We start from the raw sequence: 20,001 nt of genomic DNA, 5'->3' as shown, positions 1-20,001 counted from the left end.
ATGTCTCCTCATAACCATTATTTAGCTGGTTTTCAGCTCCAAGCTAACAAAGTTTTCTCTTTACTATTCTAACAAAAAAGCAAGTAGATAGCGAGAATCGAAGAAGCCTCTTTTCAAAACAACATCGAGCAATTTTATACAGGGTCTCCTTTAATTAAAGAAAACTCCTGATTTTTTATTTCCCAAACTTGGTCAGCTGCTTGATCCACAAAATATTGATCATGAGAAGTAAAAATAACTGTACCTGGATAACCTCTCATAAACTTTTCTAAAGATTTGATCGTTTGGATGTCAATAAAGTTAGTTGGTTCATCCAATATCAATACATTAGACGGTTTAATAAACAGCAAGGCCATGGAAATCCGTGTGGCTTCTCCACCACTTAACGATTTGAGTGGTTTCCTAATTTCCATTTGTGAAAAACCTAGATTATTCAATACAGAACGCACAATTTTTTCTGAAAAATCAGTTTGTTTCATCAAATAATCCAGTAGTGAAGAGGAATCAGTTAACTTGTACGCCATTTGTCGATACGTGCCGAAAACTACTTTCGGAGAAAGAGTGACGCCTTCTCCATCTGATAAAATAGATTTTAATAAAGTCGATTTTCCACTTCCGTTTTCTCCAATAATAGCGATTCGTTTTCCAAGAGGAAATTGAAAGTTTGCTTTTTTCAAAAGCAGCTTATTTCCTCCGTATAAATCGATATCACTGCCTCTAATTGGGAATCGGTTGTGTATCGCTAATTCTTCGCTAGCAGGAAATCGAATTTCTTTCGTTTCTTGAAAAGCTTCAACCTTTCCCAGTTGTTCAATTCGTTTTTCCATCGCTTTAGCTGTTTTTTGAACATTCTTTTGAACAGTATCTTTTTGTTTGGAGGAAGACAATCGATCGGGACGAATCGCACGTTTCTTTTGTTTTTCATTGACTTGACTTATTTTTTGAGCTTGTTGCTTTTTTTGTTCTACTGCTTGTTCCAAGCGTTTTTTTTCTTTCGATACTTTTTCAAACTCTCTTTGCTGTTCGCTTTTTTCTTGTTCTTTCTGTCGCACATAAGCTGAATAATTCCCTGCATATTCTTGAACAGTCCCCTTGTCTACCTCCCATATTTTGGTTACTAACTGATCTAGAAAATAACGATCATGGCTTACTACAATCAATGTTCCATAATAATATCTTAGTTCTTCAATTAAAAATTGGACGCTTTCTCGATCCAAATGGGTTGTTGGTTCATCCAACAATAACCCCATTTGATATAGAGACAGTGTCTGAGCCAGTCTAAATTTGGTCTCTTCTCCTCCACTCAATGTTTCGATGGCATTATTCGGCACTTTGAGTCGCCCCATAATGTGAGAATCCAACTCTGCAGCTTGTTTTGTTTCATCCATCTCTTCCACCTGATGAAAATAATTAAATACTACCTGACGATTAATCGTTCCGGAATTTGGTTGCAACTCTCCACTTATCACATTCAATAAGGTGCTTTTTCCTTGTCCATTTTTACCTACCACTCCAATACGCTCATTTTGATAAGCTGTGAGCTGTTCAATCCATAAGACCTCTTTGTTTTGAAAACTGACTTCCATATTTTTTAGCTCAATAGATAATTCTTCCATTATATTTGCACTCCTTTATTATAGTCCATGCAAATCAACAGTTTTTAGGTACGCAAAAAAGAGATAGATCCCCCTATCTCTTTTTTCGACATTTATCTCAATAGTTTTTTAAGGATTTGAAAATGGGTAGACTGCTCCCTAATATCTGTCAATATAACAGGACCTTTTAAATAGTTATTTAATTAACGATTTAAAAAGTTAGTGCGCAATCTCATTGATGCTGTCATTTTCAAATCCTCCATTCCGTTTTTAGTTCTTTCATTGTACCACATTTTTCTACTGTATTAAACAGCTTATTGATTACTCAATGAAGTTTGGCTTAATAACGTTTCATAAGCTTTTTCAAATTTTTGAACATCACCAGCACCCATAAAGATCACAACTGCATCGTGGTGGTTCAATAATGGAGAAACATTGTCTTCCGTTAAAATCGGAGCTCCACCGTCAATTTTAGCCGCTAAATCATCGATTTTTACAGAGCCTTGCTCTTCTCTGGCTGAACCAAAAATATCACACAAGTAGACACTATCTGCTAGATTTAGGGAATCAGCAAATTCACTCAATAACGCTACTGTACGTGTAAAGGTATGAGGTTGGAAAACCGCAATGATTTCTTTGTTTGGGTATTTCTGACGAGCAGCATCCACTGTGGCACGGATTTCTGAAGGATGATGAGCATAATCATCAATGATCGTCATATCTTCCATTTTCTTTTCCGTAAAACGACGTTTGACACCTTTAAATGTCATTAAGTTTTCTTTCACTTTTTCAATATCAATGTTTTCATATTGGCATATCGCAATGACAGATAAAGCGTTCAAGACATTGTGTTTACCAAATGTAGGAATTTCAAAATGTCCAAAATATTCCTCTCTCATATACACATCAAATTCAGAACCTGTTGTAGAACGCGTTAGATTTTTAGCTTGGAAATCATTATTTTCTTCAAATCCATAATACAAAATAGGTACATTGGCTTGAAGTTGTTGCAATTGTTCATCGTCTCCGCACGCAACGATCGCTTTTTTTACTTGATGAGCCATCGTTTGGAAAGCATCAAAAACATCTTCTACGCTGGTAAAGTAATCGGGATGATCAAAATCTACATTTGTGATGATGGCATAATCCGGCTCGTACGCCAAGAAATGACGGCGATATTCACAAGCTTCCAATACAAAGAAATCTGCGTCAGGAACTCCATGACCGGTTCCATCTCCAATTAAATAGCTGGTATCTTCAATATTCCCCATAACATGTGCCAAAAGACCTGTTGTACTGGTTTTTCCATGTGAACCTGTAATCGCAATACTGGTATAATTATTGATCAAAGCACCAAGGAATTTATGGTAACGAACCACTTCAAGTCCAAGTTCATTTGCCGCTACAATTTCGTCATGCGTATCTGGAAAAGCATTCCCTGCAATAATAATTTGCCCTTTTTTTATGTTGTCTTTATTAAAAGTCATCATTGGAATATGAGCTTCTTCAAGACTTTTTTGGGTAAAGAAATATTTTTCTATGTCAGAACCTTGTACCTTAAAGCCTTTATCATGCATGATCAATGCTAAAGCACTCATTCCAGAACCTTTAATCCCTACAAAGTGATAAACTAATTCTTCATTCATATTTTTATTTCCTCCATATAGTCATTCAAGCGTCACGAGTCTACACGCCTTAACCCAACGCCGTTTTTTAGATTCAATGTTTTTTTTCAACAAAAAATAAATCAACTTTTTCTATCTCAAAGTTAATTTTAGTCTCAATAGAGCTCCAGCTTGTTTACATGCTCAGAACGGATTCAGTATACCACGATTTAATTTAGACGGAAACTCAAAAATGTCAAAAAACTTATTGTTGTAAAGACTTCATAATAATAAACCGCCTTCATGACAGATCTTTAACATAAATAAGGCTTTTCATTGAACAACCCCCTTCTTTTTTACTATTAAAATAGAGTAGGATAATGAAATTTTATATTTACTGCACTAATTCTACTGGTACACAACTGAATCGTGTTGTCTCCTAACTTATGAGTAAAATAGTAGCGAAAACCATTTCATTGCGGTAAAGTAAGTGTGTTAACTAATTATCCAGAGGAGGATTCATAAATGGCTCAAAAGAACACGTTTATTTTTCACAATGGTGTAGAAATTCCGCATATTGGTTTTGGTACTTGGCAGATTCCTAATGATGAGGTTTACAAACCAGTCAAGATTGCCTTACAAAATGGCTACCGTCACATCGATACTGCTGCAGCCTATCAAAACGAAGAAAATGTAGGAAAAGCGATCAAAGATTTTGGTTTAGAACGTGAAGAAGTATTTATTACCAGCAAATTGCGTGCCAGTATCAAAGGCTACGATTCTACTATAGAAGAGTTTGAAAAAACGATCGCTGAATTAGGGGTAGATTATCTAGACCTGTATTTGATCCACGCTCCATGGCCTTGGGAAGAAAAAGGAAAAGATTGTACTGAAGGAAATATACAATCTTGGAAAGCTATGGAAAAATTGTACAGTGACGGAAAAATCAAAGCCATCGGTGTTTCCAATTTTGAAATATCCGACATTCGGGCGATTATTGATCAATGCGATATCGTTCCAATGGTCAATCAAATTCCTTTCTACATCGGTCGTTACCAAGCGCAAAAAGAATTGGTTGAGTTTTGCCATGAACACAATATTGTTGTGGAAGCATACTCTCCTCTTGCAACTGGAGAATTGTTAAACGGTAAAGAAATTACTGAAATGGCCAAAAAATATGACGTAACACCTGCTCAAGTCTGCTTACGTTATTGTTTAGAAAAGAATACATTGCCTTTACCAAAATCCACTCATGAAGGACGTATTATTGAAAATACGCAAATAGACTTTGAATTATCTGCTGAAGATGTAGCTTTATTGGATACCGTCAAAGACGTTCGCAACTAAACTGCGGCATCTAAGCAATGGAAATTTTTTCCGTTGCTTTTTTGTTTAGAAAAATAGTTGTCAGATCAAAGGCTGAGTGCTAAAGTAAATGCAACGGTTTTCAAATCGTGTATATGGATTTAAAAGGAGATTTAATCATTGAATAAACTACATTCTATACCAGAAAATGAATTAAACGAACTAACAAAAATCATTTCAGATACTGATCGTCTTTTTGTGGGCGAAGCAATCCCCGAAGATTATATCTATGATGAATACGCTGGAGAAACAGGGGCTATTTATGCGGTCGCTTTACCAGTGACAAAATCAGAAGTTATTCAATTGGTCAAATTTGCTAATCATGTCGACATCCCGATCATTGCTCGCGGTGCTGGTACTGGCTTGTCTGGAGCTACTGCACCTGTTAAAGGTGAACTGATCATTGATGTTCATTTGATGAATAAGATCATCGGCTTGGATGAAGAAACGATGACGTTAACAGTTGAACCTGGTGTTTTACTAGGCGAGATCCAAGAATTCATCGAGAAAAAAGGCTTCTTTTATCCACCAGATCCAGGTTCAAAACATTCTTCTATTGGCGGTAATGTAGCCACAAACGCCGGTGGAATGCGTGCAGTTAAATACGGTGTTACGCGTGATTATGTCAGAGAACTAGACGTGGTTTTAGCTTCTGGTGAAGAAATGACTTTGGGTTCATTGAACATCAAAAGCAGTTCGGGCTATGATTTAAAAGACCTCTTTATTGGTTCTGAAGGAACACTTGGTATTACTACTCTGATCAAGCTGAAAGTAATTCCCGTTCCAAAAGCCAGCTTGTCAGCTATCGTCGCTTTTTCAACTTTACAAGATGCAACTAAGGCTGTGTTGGACATTTTAAAACATGGCGTTGATCCTACTGCATTGGAGTTTTTCGAAAAAGACGGAATCGCGATCAGTGAAAAAGAAAACAACTTGCCCTTCCCTGTTCAAAACGGACAAGCCTTTTTATTGCTGACTTTAGATGGCGACAGCAGCGAGTCAATTGAACGCCGTATGGTCTTGCTTGAAGAAACTGTTAAACAACACCATTTAGTAGAACTATTGCCATTGACAGATCCTGCTGCTGAAAAGACAGCCTGGTTCTTACGAGACACACTACTGACTGCAGTTGTGAATTATACCGAACAAGTAACACTGGACGAAGTTGTTCCGATCAATCAGCTGGCCACTTTGTACCAATACACAAAAGAATTGGAAGCAGAAAGCGGCTTGAGTATGATCAGTTTTGGTCATGCTGGAGATGGAAATCTTCACACTTGTGTGGCTCGAGGCGAAGTTCAAGATCAAGCAGAATGGGAAACCAAACGAGACGAGGTTTTGCATAAACTATATGCAAAAATTGGCGAACTAGGTGGATTACCTTCCGCAGAACACGGTATTGGAGTCATAAAAAAAGAATATTTTGCTGCTCTGACAGCCAACATCAACATTGATATGATGCGCAAAGTCAAAGCTGTCTTTGATCCTGATAATCGATTAAACCCCACAAAAGTATTTTAATTTTTTATTTTTAAAAACAGTTATTCTTTCATCTATCTTAAGATATTAAGCAGGCTTGCTGATATAAAAGAAAACGAAAAGGCATGACCAAGTCCATACGTTAGGTCATGTCTTTTGTGCTAGTTTTTATTTAGTGCTCTTGTTTTTCGTTTAACTCTAATGCTGGTAATTTTTTGTCTTTAGTTAGAAGAACTATGTGATTTCTCAAATCCTTTAGTTAGGAATAATTTTTTAGCTCCATTCTCGATAATGGACTTGAATGAAATAATAAATAGTGCTGTGCAAATAAAATCTGTTGATTTCGCTATAAAGAAATCAACAGATTTTATCTTTTCTAACACATAAGTAATTAGATTAAACCAATTTTTTGTAACTATATTGTTTTTTATTCTTCTCCGTTTTCTTCAATATCTTCAATCAGTTTCTTCATTTCTGCAATTTCTTTTTCTTGGGTTTCAATAATTTCATCTCTTAATTGTTGAGCACGAGGATCTGAAATATTTGCCCGTTCACTGGTTAAAATAGCAATCGAATGATGAGGTATCATTGCTCTCATCCATGAAGTATCGTCTACTGTACTTTGACTTCTCACTAGCCAGAAAGAAAGACCGAAAGTAACAATAGAAATCCCTAATATAATGTAATTTAATTTCTTTTTCTTATACATATTCCACATAAACAACAACATAATTACAGCCATTACAGATCCCATCATTATAGCCATGTACACACGAGTCTCACTAAAAGTAAAATGGTCCAACTCAAAGATATTAAAAAACATCAAAAAGTACATGAACACTGTCGAAGTCAATATCATTAATCCAAAACGAATATAACTCTTCATACTTAATCCCTCCATAAAAAATGTCTAACAAAGTTTATGTAATTGTCCGAATAACGTATACGATATACTAACATTTATATTTATTGTTTGTAAAATAATCAGCTTTAATTTTCTTTTCAATCAATAAGCGACACAAATCTCAAGTTATAAATGAACTGAAATTTATTGCAAAATAAGATAATTGATGATGCATACCACTCAACCTATGCCTCTATGAGTAACCCAAATAGACCTAAATATTTTTGCGGAATCAAAAAGAGCTTATTGAAAGACTTCAATAAAATAAGTTGATGAGCACTATGCCCCTAGGAACACAAAATGATTTCAGGTTCCAAATAAAAAACAAAAAATTTTCCTGTCTAATGTATCCTATAAATCTTATCAAACAAAATCAAAAAGAGATCTTCTATACAATCAGAAAATCTCTTTTTCTATTATAAAAACTTTTCTTCGTAATCGCTGCGTGTTAAAAAGACATCTCTGGGTTTTGAACCTTTATTTTCTGAAATCAAATTTTCACTTTCCAATGTATCGATCAAGTTAGACGCGCGGTTGAAACCAATTCTAAATTTGCGCTGCAATGAGGAGGCAGAAACAGTGCCTTCATCAATAATGAATGGCAGTACTTCGTCAAATAAGTCATCTTTCCCTTCCAAAGCTTCAGCTTTAGCTAGAAGAGATTCAGATTGGAACAAATAGTTTGGTTCTTGTTGTTCTTTGATAAAATCAACAATATCCTCTATTTCTTCTTCTACATAGGTCCCTTGAATTCGCGTTGGCTGGTTGACTCCATTTCCTTGGAATAACATGTCTCCTCTTCCAAGAAGCTTTTCAGCTCCACCTGTATCGATAATGGTACGTGAGTCCACTTGACTGGAAACCATAAATGCCACTCTGGTTGGAATATTGTTTTTGATCGTACCTGTTACCACATCCACACTAGGACGTTGGGTAGCCACTATCAAATGGATTCCAGCAGCTCGTGCTTTTTGCGTGATCCGTGCAATAGAATCTTGGACCTCATTGCTGGCAACCATCATCAAATCAGCCAACTCATCAATAATAATGACAATATAAGGTATTTTCAAGGCGAAATCGCCACTGGCTGCTACCTTTTTATTGAAGTGGTCAATATTTCGCACTCCACCGGCAGCTAATTTTTGGTATCGTTCTTCCATTTCATTTACAGCCCATTTTAAAGCTTCATTAGCTGCTTTCGGTTCTGAAATGACTGGGGATAATAGATGCGGCAAATCATTATATGGAGCTAATTCTACTGCTTTAGGGTCAATTAATATTAATTTCACTTCATTCGGAGTGGCCTTGTACAACAAACTCACTAAAAGTGAATTGATAAATACACTTTTTCCTGAACCAGTAGCTCCAGCAATCAATCCATGAGGCATTTTATCCAGTGTTGTGACAACTGCTTCACCTGATAAATTCACACCCATTGCGATCGTTAACGGAGATTCGCTATTTTTGAACGTTTGGCTTCCGATTACTTCTGCAATCATGACAGGACGAGATTTTTTGTTCGGAATTTCTACACCAACTGTACTTTTCCCTGGTATAGGTGCTTCGATTCGAATGTCTTTAGCGGCTAAAGACAATTTCAAGTCATCAGATAGATTTGTGATTTTATTTACCTTGACACCTCGACCCAATTGCAATTCAAATTGAGTGATAGCAGGACCAATCGTCCAACCGACAACTTGGGCTTCAACATTAAATGCCTCTAGTGTCTCGTTTAAAATTTCCGCTTGTTCCAATACCCAATCGTCTATGGCATTAGGCTCAAAAGTAACAGGTTCTTGTAAAAGGTCTAAAGAGGGATATTGGTAATGCAATACTTGTTTTTCGGCACTGTAACTCTCATCTGGTTTCCATCCTTCAGAATCCTCTTCTTCTTGAGTGTCGTTGATTTCACTGACTGCTTCTACGTGAATTTCTTCCGAAGTTTCTTCATCATCAATCCACATGTCGGTTTCTGCCGGTTCCTCGGGGAATTCACCTGTTTCTTCAATGACCTCTTCAAAAGAGATAGTTTCAGGTTCCATCTGTTCATCCAAAGCCATCCCATCCTCTAAAATAGGGTCTTTTAGAGCTGGTTTTTCACTTTTTATGAAAGATTCTTCATCAATAACCTGTTTCTCTGGTGGAGTATTTTCCAGTACATCACTCATCAATGTTGGATGGACATCTATCACTTCTATATTAGCTGCTTGACCTGCTTCTGAAGCAGCCTCCTCCTCTACGAGAACCGCATTTTTCAGTCTAGGAGCCGTGTCTTCTAAAAGTTTTTCCAGTTCATTTGACTGTTCTTCTCCTTGCATAGCCCTAGCCAAAAGTTCCGTAATGGTTGCTGGCTGAGACGAAAATTCTTCGAATGCAGCATCCTGTTCTTGAATTTTTTCTTCACTATCCACAGGCTCTTCTACGGTATTCTCTTCTTCCGTCACTGGAGTCTCATGATTTGAATCAGTGTCTTCCACCACAAGAGGACCAGCTTCAATGATTTCTTCCGGTTCATCTAAAGACTCTTCTTGTTGAGTTCTATCTGCAAGTTCCGATAATTCTGCTGATGGAGATGCTTCTTCTGCTGCCAATTCTTCTATTTCAGTATAATCTGCTTCAACTATGAACGGCTCTTTTGAAATCAGTTCATTTTCTTCAACAGTAGTCGCCTCTATATAAGGCTGTTCGTCTTCGAAAAGTGATTCTAGTTCCTCTACTTGTTTACCTTGCTTAGCTCTAGCCAAAAGCTCTGAAATGGTGGCCGCTTGTGCTGCAGGTTCATCTTCTGTTTCTCCAAAGTAACGCGCGATGTTTCTTCCTTTGTTTAACCGTTCGTCTTGTTCGTCACGAATCATACCTGCTAGAGAACGAGATAATCCGCGTTTCTTAGTTTCTTTCACGATTGAGTCAACATCTGCTTCATCAAGTACTTCAGCAGAACCAACACTTTCTTCCGGAAGAATGATTGCAGGTTGCCTTTCTTGAACCAGATAATCAGTCTCTTGGGCTGTTTCATCATGGATGTTCGAAGTTTCATTCACCTCTTGATTTAAGTCTTCTTCAGTTTCTTTTTGACTTGAACTCATAGGTTCATATAAATCCTCTAAAACAGGAAGATTATCGGTTTCAACAATCACTTTTTGTGGGGTGTGATCCATTTGCTGCTGATTTTCCTGTTGTTCCAGCACTTCCAAAAACTCTGTTTCTTCCGTTCTATCTTCTGACTTCAAGACTTGTTCTTCGCCTAATTCAGATGAATACTCATCAAATAATAAAAAATCTGCTGGTTGTTTGGATAAGTTCTCATAAATAAAAGCATAATTGACGCTTTCTTTTTTCTCTTCTCTTCTTTCTTTATAACCATAAAAAGGAGACGGCACTTGTTTTACTTTAAATGGAGTTGAACTGCGGTCTTCTTGATAAGACGTTACTTTATGCTTTAATCCTTTTGAGGACAACAGTGGTTCCTCTGACTGTTTAGTTTCATGTTGTTTATAAAATGGGACATCGTTTTTATCGGATTGTGTTGGTTTTATTTTGACTTCATGAGGAGATGCTGTTTGCTTTTTTCTCTCTGATTGAAGTTGTCTATGAAAGACAGGACCTTGGTATTTGGCCATAATTTGGTCTCCTCCCCTCTTATTGGTACCTAAGCCATTTTATCACAAATCCATATCCGATAGTAGCGTTCCCTGGAAGATGTATCAAATGAAACCATTTATAATTTCCGTTATTTAGACAAAAAAGAAGCTGTCTCATGTTGAGGCAGCTTCTTTCTTGATTAGAAGCGACAGGTCTCTAGCCTTTAAACACTTCTCCTATAACAGCCGTTTCTGGCAATACTAGGATACCTTTTTCGTTTGGAGCATTTTTAAGCTCCAATTCACGTGCCGAACAAATCATTCCGTGACTAGGTTCTCCTCTTAATTCTCCATCCCAAATGACCATTCCATTGGGCATCATTGCACCAACTTTGGCAACAACTACTTTTTGTCCTTGAGCAATGTTAGATGCACCGCAGACAATTTGCACAACTTCACCGTTGTCGATTTCTGTTTGAGTGATATTCAAGTGGTCCGAGTCAGGATGCGGAACACATTCTTTTACATACCCTACAACAAATTTAGGTCGGCTATCCGCTTCTAACGCATCTTCAAATCCAGCAGCTGATAAAGCTTGATTCAATGAATCAATTTCTTCAGCAGATAAAACGACTTGACCATTACCAGCAATTTTTACGATTTCAGAAACGTCAAAAAAGTTGTATCCTACTGTTTCATTTGTTGATTCGTTAAAGATACGAGCAACGTTATCTTTTCTTTCAAAGCTTTGTTCTACTTTTTCGCTGTTTTTCAGCATGACGATCAATGTATCGCCAACACCATTCTTATTATAACTACTTACAATCATTCTTATTCCTCATTTTCCAATTCATTTTTGACAATTAAAACATCACATGGTGCTGTACGCAAAATGTGTTCACTCACACTACCAATCATCCAACGTTCCACTGCATTAAGACCTGTTTGACCTACGATGATCAAATCTACTTCATAGCGCTTCGGAATATCCTCGGCTAATAACGTTCTTGGGTGTCCTTTAGCCATTTCAATAGTAACATTTGTTACACCGTGGGCTTCTGCTTCTGATTTATAACCAGCCAGTTGGTCTTTCATGTCATCCGATTCTGTAATGATTCCTTCTGTATATAAAGCAGGCATTCCCATACTGTATGTTCGGGTATCTACGACATGAGCAATCACCAAATCACTATGATTTCGTACAGCAATTTTAACGGCTTTCTTGTATGCATACTCGGCTGAAGCACTTCCGTCCACTGCGACCATAATTCTTTTGTATTCTTGAATATCTTTTGCCATGATAATCCCTCCAAATTAGTTTCTATCTAACATCTAAAGTGTGGAAATAAATTTTTCGACCTCTTCTTGAGTCTTACGGTCTTTATTCACGAATCGACCAATTTCTTCGCCTTTTTCGAAAGCTACAAAACTTGGAATACCGAAAATAGACAATTCACCGCATAAATCGATAAATTGATCGCGATCGACTTCGACAAATGTTATTTCAGGATGATGCTCAACAATTTCGGGCATCACTGGTTTGATGAAAGAACAATCTCCACACCAATCGGCAGTAAAGAAAAAGATTGTTTTGCCTTCCGCAGTTAACGTTTTAAATTCTTCCATTGTGGTTAATACTTTCATTTACTTCGCTCTTTTCGCTTAGTTATTTTTCAAAATCGTTTCCAGTGTGCTACGGTCTAATGTACGAACGATATGCATCAACATCTCTTTTGCTGCTGCATAATCGTCCATATGGAACACCGTTTGATGCGTATGGATGTAACGCGCACATACTCCGATAACTGCACTTGGAACGCCATTATTCATCACTTGGGCTGCTCCAGCATCTGTACCGCCTTTAGAAATAAAATATTGATATGGGATATTATGTGTTTCAGCCGTATCCAATAAAAATTCACGCATTCCTTTTAGCGTGATCATACCAGGATCTTGCAAGCGTAGTAAGAAGCCTTCTCCCAGATGACCAAATTTAGTTTTATCGCCTGTTAAATCATCTGCTGCAGAACAATCGACAGCGAAGAATAGATCCGGTTTTAACATATGCACCGCACCTTTAGTCCCACGCAAACCAACTTCTTCTTGAACATTTGCTCCAGCGATCAACGTATTCGGTAATTCTTCTCCAGCTAATTCTTTTAACAACTCAATGACCACTGTCGTTCCATAACGATTATCCCAAGCTTTAGAAAGAATTTTCTTCCCATTCGCCATTTTGACGGTTTCAGCAAACGGTACAATAGCATCTCCCGGGCGAACACCATAAGATTCGGCTTCTTCTTTCGAATCAAATCCAGCATCAAATAAAATATCTGCTACATCTGGTGCGCTTCCTTTTCCATTTGTACCTCTTAGTAAGTGAGGTGGTACAGAAGAAGATACACAAGGATAATCTCCTTTAGCTGTTTGCAAAGTAAATCGTTGCGCTGAAACAACATAAGGATTCCAGCCGCCTAGAGGAACAACTCTGAATAACCCTTCTTTAGTAATATTGGCAATCATAAAACCCACTTCGTCCATATGGGCTGCAACCATAATTCTGGGAGCGTCCTCGGTTTTGCTTTTGCGGATTCCAAAAATCCCCCCTAAACCGTCTTGCTTGATCTCATCTACATAAGGAGTGATTTCTTTGCGCAGTTCTTTACGAACGCGGTGTTCAAATCCACTGGTCCCTTGCAGCTCGGTCATTTTCTTAATTAAATCAAATGTAGTTTGTTCCATTCTGTGCAGTCACATTATCTACTAATAGAAACTGTGCCGCTTCCCCCTTTCATGTGTTGGGATTTCTCTTTCCATTTAATTATAACTGATATTCCCTTTAATTTTAAGGTAGAACTCTCTAATTTCTTTTTTCACTCGAAATAAGCTATACTGTATGTGTAGAAAAATAGAGTCAGGAGGTATGAGTATGACATGTAAAAATAACCTTACAACCACTCTGAGCATATGTGGCGGTGTTTTATTTGGCGCAGGAGTAGTCGGCGGGTATTGCTTAAATAATTATGTGAAAAAAAATAGACCCTTGAATGGCGATAAAATTCTGAAACGAGTGAAAAAAGCTTTTTTAGAAGAAGGCCCTATTGAAGGTTCGTGGATCGAACTCACAAAAGTTCCTATGCAAAAATTCGCTTTAAAAACGAAAGTTTACTATGGCGGTATTTCTCGTATAGAAGAAAATGATTTAGTGCAATACGAATTTCTAGCCGATGCTTATACAGGTACTATTTTAGATATTTATCGTCTTTGATCAGAATGAACTAAAAAATCAGCAGCAGAATATATTCTGCTGCTGATTTTTTTTACTTTAAGCTAGGAAATTTGTATAAAATTGGGTTGTTTCATTTTTGAGCAATTTTTTAAGCTCTGAATTGGGCTTCTACTCTGTAGATACGGTTTCCTTTATTGGAGAATTTCTCTTCGTATTCAGTCATTACATTGCCTTCAAAGTTGCTGTTGTGCAAATCCAACCAGACTTGTTTTAGGATCATGCCATACTGTGAAAAACTGGCTAATGAATATTCAAATAAGCCTTGGTTGTCTGTTTTGAAGTGTATCTCTCCATTTGGCACCAAAATTTCTTCATAACCAGCAAGGAATGTTTTATAGGTCAAACGTCTTTTTTCGTGTTTATTCTTTGGCCACGGATCTGAAAAATTCAAGTAAACTCGATCGATCTCATTTGCTTCAAAATATTGAGTAAGCTCTCCACCGTTTACATGAAGCAATTGAAGATTCGGCAATTCAGCTTCGATTAATTTGTCCAATGCTGTTACAATCACACTCACTTGAAGTTCAATTCCGATGTAATTGATTTCTGGATGTAATTTAGCCATCTCATAAATAAAACGGCCTTTTCCTGTTCCTACTTCAATATGGATAGGATGGTTGTTGTCAAAACGTGATGACCAGTTCCCTTTCAATTCTTCTGGATTTTCAGGAATAAATTGTGGATAGCCGGCAATTTTTTCAGGTGCTTCTGGCTTATTTCTCAAACGCATATCATTTTCTCCTCTTCTATCAGTTCTTCCATTTTTAATTCAAGGAAAAGGGAGCAGGACATATTGTCTTGGCTCCCTGATCGATGATTGATTTCAATATAAGTTCTAAAACAAATAATAGATATAGTCAGTTGATCGTAACCAACTCTTGTAATCGAATAATGTCTTGATTCATTTTATAGAATCGAGCTTTTTTATGGTGTTGTTTAATTTGAATCAGATAATTCATTGCTGCATACCATACCATTTTTTCGGTCAGTTCTTCTGTCAGCTCTATCCCATAATGAGATAACCAGGATTTCCAATCATCTTTTTCAATGTATTGGCACAGCAAAACTCCTAAATCTCTGGCTGGATCGCACAGCATTGCAGAGTCCCAGTCCACTAAGTACAGTCGGTTTTCATCTGATAATAACCAGTTTTTACGATACACATCACCGTGACAGACTCTTAAGCTAGAGGATTCTACTGCTGGCATGGTATCCAACAATTGATGAAATACATCTCTTAAAAATGAATGTTTTTTTAAATCTAACGGAAGATCGGTTTGGTAATCACTCAGTAGATCAGTTGGTCTAACTTCTTGTCCTCCAACTCTTGTCAGCATTCTTCTTAAGTTTTCAGAATTATGAATACGACTTAGCAAATGCGCCACGTCTAAAGATGACATTTCATCTTTTTTCAAGGTACGTCCATTCAACCACTCTTGGGCTGTTAAAACATCTCCATTACCAATTCGTTTCGTCCAAATCAATCTTGGAGTGATTCCTTCAACAGAAAGTGCAGCCAAAAAAGGTGAAGAATTCCGCTTTAAAAAAAGCTTTTCCTCAGCCTTAGTTCCCATATAAGCTTGTCCAGTGTCACCACCGATTGGATGCAACTTCCATCCAGAATTATATTCTAAGTCCATACCAAAATCATTCCTTGCTATAAATTAAAAAGCAAATTATTTACCCTTTGGACAAAAAAAGACAGATATCAGCTCAGACATCCATCCTACTCTTCGTTATCTATTTTAGATACAAAACTACCATCAGTCAAGCAACAAATTCAAAAATACAGAACTTCTAACGATGTAACAGTTTTCAGTCATTTTATGCAATAAACTTATGAGGTGCAAAAATGTTTATCTTTTGTTATTGTATCATTAATTCATACTTCTTTTTTTAAATTAAGCACCCTTATTGAGTGACCGAAAGGATGATGAGAAATGAAGAAAAGAGTCCTCGTTATTGGTGAGCATTTCTCAGAAAATTTAGGTGACGGAGTCATTTGCCAATCTGTTGAATATCTGATCAAAGAATCTTTTTCCAGTTCAAAATTAGTGCGTTCTGACTTATCCGGGCGATCAGATCTTATGAATGAATACAACGGACAAGATAAGCTCATTGGTCGAAGCAAATACCTCATCTCTAAATGGGCCCATAGAGTGTTGAACAGAAATACTTTTCTTTACGCCTTATATATTCATGGACGCTGGAAAAGATCGAAAAAAACCAAAGAAATCAGCGACCAACCGTATGATTTAGCTGTATTTGCAGGTGGTCAATTATTTATGGATTATTTTAGTCTGCCTATCCATCGGCATATGAAGTATTTAGCAAAACACGATACACCGACCATTTTTAATGCATGCGGCATGGGGCGCGTCAACAGCGTATTATTGCAAAAACAGCTGCAACATGCTCTGAATCATCAAAATATTGATTCTATCAGTGCTCGGGATCACTTGAATCAAATGAATGAGAGATTACTTCCTACCCATCTGCAAGCTGCTCAATCTCATGATTGTGCTCTGTGGGCCTCTGAAGCTTTTGATATCCAAAAAAGCGGAAGCAATGTAATTGGTCTAGGAGTTATCAGCCAAAGCCGTAAGAAAGACGACAAAGTCATCAAAATGTATTCAAATATCATTACGTCATTGAATGATAGGGATATACGCTGGGAATTATTTTGCAATGGCAGTTTTGACGATTATGAGTTAGCACTTAAAATAGCCCAATTATGCGGCTATGATGAATCGGCTATCGCCAAGCGTCCATTGAAGCCGATAGAGTTAGTTCAAACCATAGCCAGCTACCGCAGTATCATTTCTTTCCGTCTGCACAGTCACATTATTGCTGTCTCTTTGGATATCCCTACCATTGCGATAACTTGGGATAGTAAAGTAGATTTCTTTTTTGAAAATATTCAACAGCCAGACAGAGTGTTCCAATATGGTTCTCATTTTAAAGAAGTTTTAGAAAAATTATTTGAAGCTGAACAAATTGGTTACAATAAAGAGTTGATTGACTCCCAAAAGAACGAGTGTCATTCTCTTTTAGTAAACACTGTTGCTCCAGCTCTAACCGACGATTTACTTGAACAAGAAGAAACACCCTTAGGCAGCTTAGAGTTGTGATCTCTGAGCCCCTGCAGGGTGTCTTTTTTTAACTTAGTTAGTGATGGTTATACTTCCACACTGAGCTTCGATCTCAGCCACAAAGTACTGTTGCAGCTTCTCAACGACAGGACCTCTTTTTCCTTGTCCTACAGCTACTCCGTCAATTTCAATGATCGGCATAGCTTCAATAGTCGTACTAGAAGAAAAAGCTTCGTCCGCTTGTTTCAGATCCTCTAACGTAAATGTTTCTTCTTTTACAGGGATGCCTGCTTTTTCTGCAGCTCTAAGTAAAACGATTTTAGTGATCCCCGGAAGGATCAAATTACCATCTGGATGTGTATAAACTATGCCGTCTTTTACCATCCACATATTAGAAGAAGAACATTCCGTCACTATTCCATCTCGATGCAAAACAGCTTCATCAAAACCTTCTTTATGCGCGGTATGCTTCGCTAAAATATTGCCTAATAAACTGATGGACTTAATATCACAATGCAGCCAACGAGTGTCAGGGACAATACCAGCAGTAATACCGTTCGTCATTTTAACTTGATTTCTTGGGACTACTGTCGTTGACGCCGTAAAAACCGGCGGCACATCAGTAGGGTCTGGAAAAATATGGTCTCTAGGAGACGCTATTCCTCTACTGATTTGGAAATAAACATTCCCAGTATCGATTTTATTGATTTGGATCAATTCTTTTAAACGGCTTTTCAATTCATCTTTTGTAAAAGGAGCTTCCAGATCGATTTTATTCATGCCGGAAAAGAAACGGTCTACATGTTCATCTAAAGTGAAAAACTGTCCATTATAGGCCCGAACAACGTCATAAATCCCGTCCGCAAATTGATACCCTCTATCTTCCATATCAATTTTCACTTCACTTCTATCAACAATTTGGTCATTCCAGATGACTTTCATTTGCTTTCCTTCTCCCTAAAAAATTTTTATTTTTTTTCTATCCTATCAAATTTTTTTCGTAAATGCATTATTTTTTTTATTTGTCTGTTTGATTTTACCCTTTATTGAGCTTTTTGATGCGGGAAGCTAAGTAGAATCGACTGAACAACCAACTAAACAGGACATTTAATATAAATAACCCTATACTGACAACGATAGGCATTGTTAATAGATTAGCCACTAAAAACAAACTGCTTTGAATCACTAGTAAGAATAACAAAATGGTTTGCATCGCAGATAATTTCTGATTCTTATCAACAGGATACAAAACGGATAACAAATGGTTATCGTAATGGTAATACAATGGAATCAATTGGAATCCTGTCAAATAAAGAAATAAAACACTCATCATACCATTCAACAGAGGATTGGCTAACAACGCAATCACCACAACACCTATCAAGCTCAAACGAAACACTAATCCGCTATATTCAGTTCCTCGCACAATAGCTTTAGAAAACAGATACAAGTAGGTGTTTTGATGTTTTAATGGAATCCGCTTTAATAGGTTGTCAAAATATGCTCTTCGCTTGATCGTTCCTTTTAGTGCTGGAATGTCTGTAAATAAATTAATAAACTGATAAATCAATTTTAAACGTGCCGTTTCTTTTTGGACCAAGTATTCCCATTGATAGCGGAAGATTTGTCTAGCCTTTCCTATTTGGAAATGCCAGAACACACTTCCTGCAACAGCACTGACAAGACCAGCTAATGGATGCAGATATAACGCGAACATACTGCTCACTACGACCAGAAGAATCACCAGAATGGTTAATTTGCTGCGCTCTTTTTCTATGGGTTGTTTGATTTTCAACCATTGCGCATCTAATTCTACTTCCTTCAGGACAGCTAAGTAAGCAAAAAAGAATATCCAGTCCGTAAACATAAATGAACTGGTCGCTACTAATAAAGGCATCACAGCGGCCGAAATAAACGCTATAACAGCTAATGGCAGAATCATGCTGTAGCCTTTAGCCTTCTTGAAATAAGCGTCCATCCCCTTTTCTTTTTGCAATAAAAAGACGATATCTGCTGACTGAGTTAGAGTGGCTAATTTCCCAATAAACAGGATACTCGAAAAAACAATTACCGCTATCATACGTCCGTAAATGAAATTTGTAGACACCGTTTTTAACGTTTCTGAGTAGCCGTACCCTAATGCTCCCAATAAAAATAAACAAACGATGACAAAGTGGTCATTCAGTACATACTTCAAATACTTCATCATCGTTTTTTGATGATCTGCTAAGCGTCTTTTCCATATGTCTACCACACTCATACTGAACGACCTTCTTCTTTGGTCAGCTCGATGTAAATCTCGTCTAGATTAGCATCCGGCATATGGAAAGCTTGCCGCAGATCGGCTAAGGAGCCTTTTGCCCGAACTTTTCCATCATGAAGAATGATAAATCCGTCGCAATATCTTTCAGCAGTCGCCAAAATATGGGTAGACATCAAAATGGATGCTCCAGATTTTTTCTTCTCGTCCATCAATTTCAGCAATGCATGGATAGCTAAAGGATCAAGACCTAAAAAAGGTTCATCAATGATGTAAAGACTTGGATCAACTAAAAAAGCGCAAACGATCATGACTTTTTGTTTCATCCCTTTTGAAAAATTCGCCGGAAACCACTCCAGTTTTTTTTCTAAACGAAAGGTTCTTAATAAGTGATCCGCGCGTTTCATAGCTTCTTCCATAGGAATATCGTAAGCCATGGCCGTCACTTCAATGTGCTCTCTTAAGGTTAATTCTTCGTATAATGCAGGAGTTTCAGGAACAAAACCAAACTTTTTTCGGTAAGCAGAAGCATTTTCTTTTAAGGTTAATTGATCAATCGTAATATTTCCTTTGAAAGGATCCATCAATCCGATGATGTGTTTTAAGGTCGTACTTTTTCCAGCTCCGTTTAACCCAATCAAACCGATCAATTGACCATCCTCAATTTCAAATGAGACATCTTTTAATACTGGTACTTGGCTATATCCACCAGTGACATTTGCTACTTCTAAACTCATTCAGGTAATCCTCCAGTACTTCATTATTTTATTTATTGTACCATAAGAAGCTTGTCTTATTTCACTTTAAATCGGTTTTATGATACATTTGACGT

At 37.2% G+C, this 20,001-nt stretch carries 17 protein-coding genes; 4 read left to right on the top strand and 13 right to left on the bottom strand.

Going from position 1 to position 20,001, the window contains the following annotated elements; translation table 11 throughout:
* Window positions 1-134: 134 nt before the first annotated feature.
* Both ACEN4L_RS02345 and murC read right to left on the bottom strand, forming a co-directional pair.
* Window positions 135-1,616: an Msr family ABC-F type ribosomal protection protein gene (locus tag ACEN4L_RS02345; protein ID WP_407095739.1), complete on the bottom strand. Its 1,482-nt coding sequence runs from the start codon at window positions 1,614-1,616 to the stop codon at window positions 135-137.
* 293 nt (window positions 1,617-1,909) lie between these two features.
* Window positions 1,910-3,241: a UDP-N-acetylmuramate--L-alanine ligase gene (gene murC, locus ACEN4L_RS02340; protein ID WP_407095738.1), complete on the bottom strand. Its 1,332-nt coding sequence runs from the start codon at window positions 3,239-3,241 to the stop codon at window positions 1,910-1,912.
* A gap of 483 nt (window positions 3,242-3,724) precedes the next feature.
* Here murC and ACEN4L_RS02335 point away from each other — a divergent pair, with 483 nt between their 5' ends.
* Together ACEN4L_RS02335 and ACEN4L_RS02330 are read left to right on the top strand one after the other, a co-directional pair.
* A complete protein-coding gene (locus ACEN4L_RS02335; RefSeq protein WP_407095737.1) occupies window positions 3,725-4,546 on the top strand; it encodes an aldo/keto reductase in 822 nt (273 codons plus the stop codon).
* A 138-nt stretch (window positions 4,547-4,684) separates the two neighbouring features.
* Window positions 4,685-6,085, top strand: a complete 1,401-nt coding sequence (locus tag ACEN4L_RS02330) for an FAD-binding oxidoreductase (RefSeq protein WP_407095736.1) — start codon at window positions 4,685-4,687, stop codon at window positions 6,083-6,085.
* Window positions 6,086-6,470: 385 nt separating this feature from the next.
* Here the strand turns inward: ACEN4L_RS02330 and ACEN4L_RS02325 are convergent, their stop codons facing one another.
* The 6 genes from ACEN4L_RS02325 to pepA form a co-directional block, all read right to left on the bottom strand.
* Window positions 6,471-6,929, bottom strand: a complete 459-nt coding sequence (locus tag ACEN4L_RS02325) for a DUF305 domain-containing protein (protein ID WP_407095735.1) — start codon at window positions 6,927-6,929, stop codon at window positions 6,471-6,473.
* Window positions 6,930-7,363: 434 nt separating this feature from the next.
* On the bottom strand, window positions 7,364-10,567 hold the full coding sequence (locus ACEN4L_RS02320; protein WP_407095734.1) for a DNA translocase FtsK: 3,204 nt from the start codon (window positions 10,565-10,567) through the stop codon (window positions 7,364-7,366).
* A gap of 178 nt (window positions 10,568-10,745) precedes the next feature.
* Window positions 10,746-11,354 (bottom strand): YtpR family tRNA-binding protein, encoded by a 609-nt coding sequence (gene ytpR, locus ACEN4L_RS02315; RefSeq protein ID WP_407095785.1) that lies wholly within the window; start codon window positions 11,352-11,354, stop codon window positions 10,746-10,748.
* 5 nt (window positions 11,355-11,359) lie between these two features.
* Window positions 11,360-11,827, bottom strand: coding sequence for a universal stress protein (locus tag ACEN4L_RS02310; RefSeq protein ID WP_407095733.1), 468 nt, complete (start codon window positions 11,825-11,827; stop codon window positions 11,360-11,362).
* A gap of 33 nt (window positions 11,828-11,860) precedes the next feature.
* The gene (locus ACEN4L_RS02305) at window positions 11,861-12,172 is read right to left on the bottom strand and encodes a thioredoxin family protein (protein ID WP_407095732.1); all 312 of its coding nucleotides are present in this window, start codon (window positions 12,170-12,172) and stop codon (window positions 11,861-11,863) included.
* 18 nt (window positions 12,173-12,190) lie between these two features.
* Entirely contained in the window at window positions 12,191-13,270 is a 1,080-nt protein-coding gene (pepA, locus tag ACEN4L_RS02300) for a glutamyl aminopeptidase (RefSeq protein ID WP_407095731.1), read from the bottom strand.
* Between the two features lie 187 nt (window positions 13,271-13,457).
* On the opposite strand from pepA, the gene ACEN4L_RS02295 reads away from it, so the two are divergent.
* Window positions 13,458-13,796 (top strand): PepSY domain-containing protein, encoded by a 339-nt coding sequence (locus tag ACEN4L_RS02295; protein ID WP_407095730.1) that lies wholly within the window; start codon window positions 13,458-13,460, stop codon window positions 13,794-13,796.
* A 109-nt stretch (window positions 13,797-13,905) separates the two neighbouring features.
* On the opposite strand, the gene trmB is transcribed toward ACEN4L_RS02295, so the two are convergent.
* Window positions 13,906-14,547 (bottom strand): tRNA (guanosine(46)-N7)-methyltransferase TrmB, encoded by a 642-nt coding sequence (gene trmB, locus ACEN4L_RS02290; protein ID WP_407095729.1) that lies wholly within the window; start codon window positions 14,545-14,547, stop codon window positions 13,906-13,908.
* A gap of 127 nt (window positions 14,548-14,674) precedes the next feature.
* The gene (locus ACEN4L_RS02285; RefSeq protein ID WP_407095728.1) at window positions 14,675-15,457 is read right to left on the bottom strand and encodes a phosphotransferase family protein; all 783 of its coding nucleotides are present in this window, start codon (window positions 15,455-15,457) and stop codon (window positions 14,675-14,677) included.
* Between the two features lie 300 nt (window positions 15,458-15,757).
* Here ACEN4L_RS02285 and ACEN4L_RS02280 point away from each other — a divergent pair, with 300 nt between their 5' ends.
* Window positions 15,758-16,948 (top strand): polysaccharide pyruvyl transferase family protein, encoded by a 1,191-nt coding sequence (locus tag ACEN4L_RS02280; RefSeq protein WP_407095727.1) that lies wholly within the window; start codon window positions 15,758-15,760, stop codon window positions 16,946-16,948.
* Window positions 16,949-16,981: 33 nt separating this feature from the next.
* On the opposite strand, the gene dat is transcribed toward ACEN4L_RS02280, so the two are convergent.
* The 3 genes from dat to ACEN4L_RS02265 all read right to left on the bottom strand — a co-directional run bounded on the left by dat (window position 16,982) and on the right by ACEN4L_RS02265 (window position 19,906).
* A complete protein-coding gene (dat, locus tag ACEN4L_RS02275; protein ID WP_407095726.1) occupies window positions 16,982-17,851 on the bottom strand; it encodes a D-amino-acid transaminase in 870 nt (289 codons plus the stop codon).
* Between the two features lie 94 nt (window positions 17,852-17,945).
* Window positions 17,946-19,169, bottom strand: coding sequence for an ABC transporter permease (locus tag ACEN4L_RS02270; protein WP_407095725.1), 1,224 nt, complete (start codon window positions 19,167-19,169; stop codon window positions 17,946-17,948).
* Window positions 19,166-19,906, bottom strand: coding sequence for an ABC transporter ATP-binding protein (locus ACEN4L_RS02265; protein WP_407095724.1), 741 nt, complete (start codon window positions 19,904-19,906; stop codon window positions 19,166-19,168). Before ACEN4L_RS02265 ends, ACEN4L_RS02270 begins: the two co-directional genes overlap by 4 nt.
* Between the last annotated feature and the right edge of the window lie 95 nt (window positions 19,907-20,001).

It is taken from the genome of Desemzia sp. FAM 23988 (assembly GCF_045528365.1).
In the GTDB taxonomy this organism is placed as follows: Bacteria; Bacillota; Bacilli; order Lactobacillales; family Carnobacteriaceae; genus Desemzia.
Note: the sequence above shows the minus strand (reverse complement) of the source record. Positions and strands in the feature narration are given on the sequence as shown.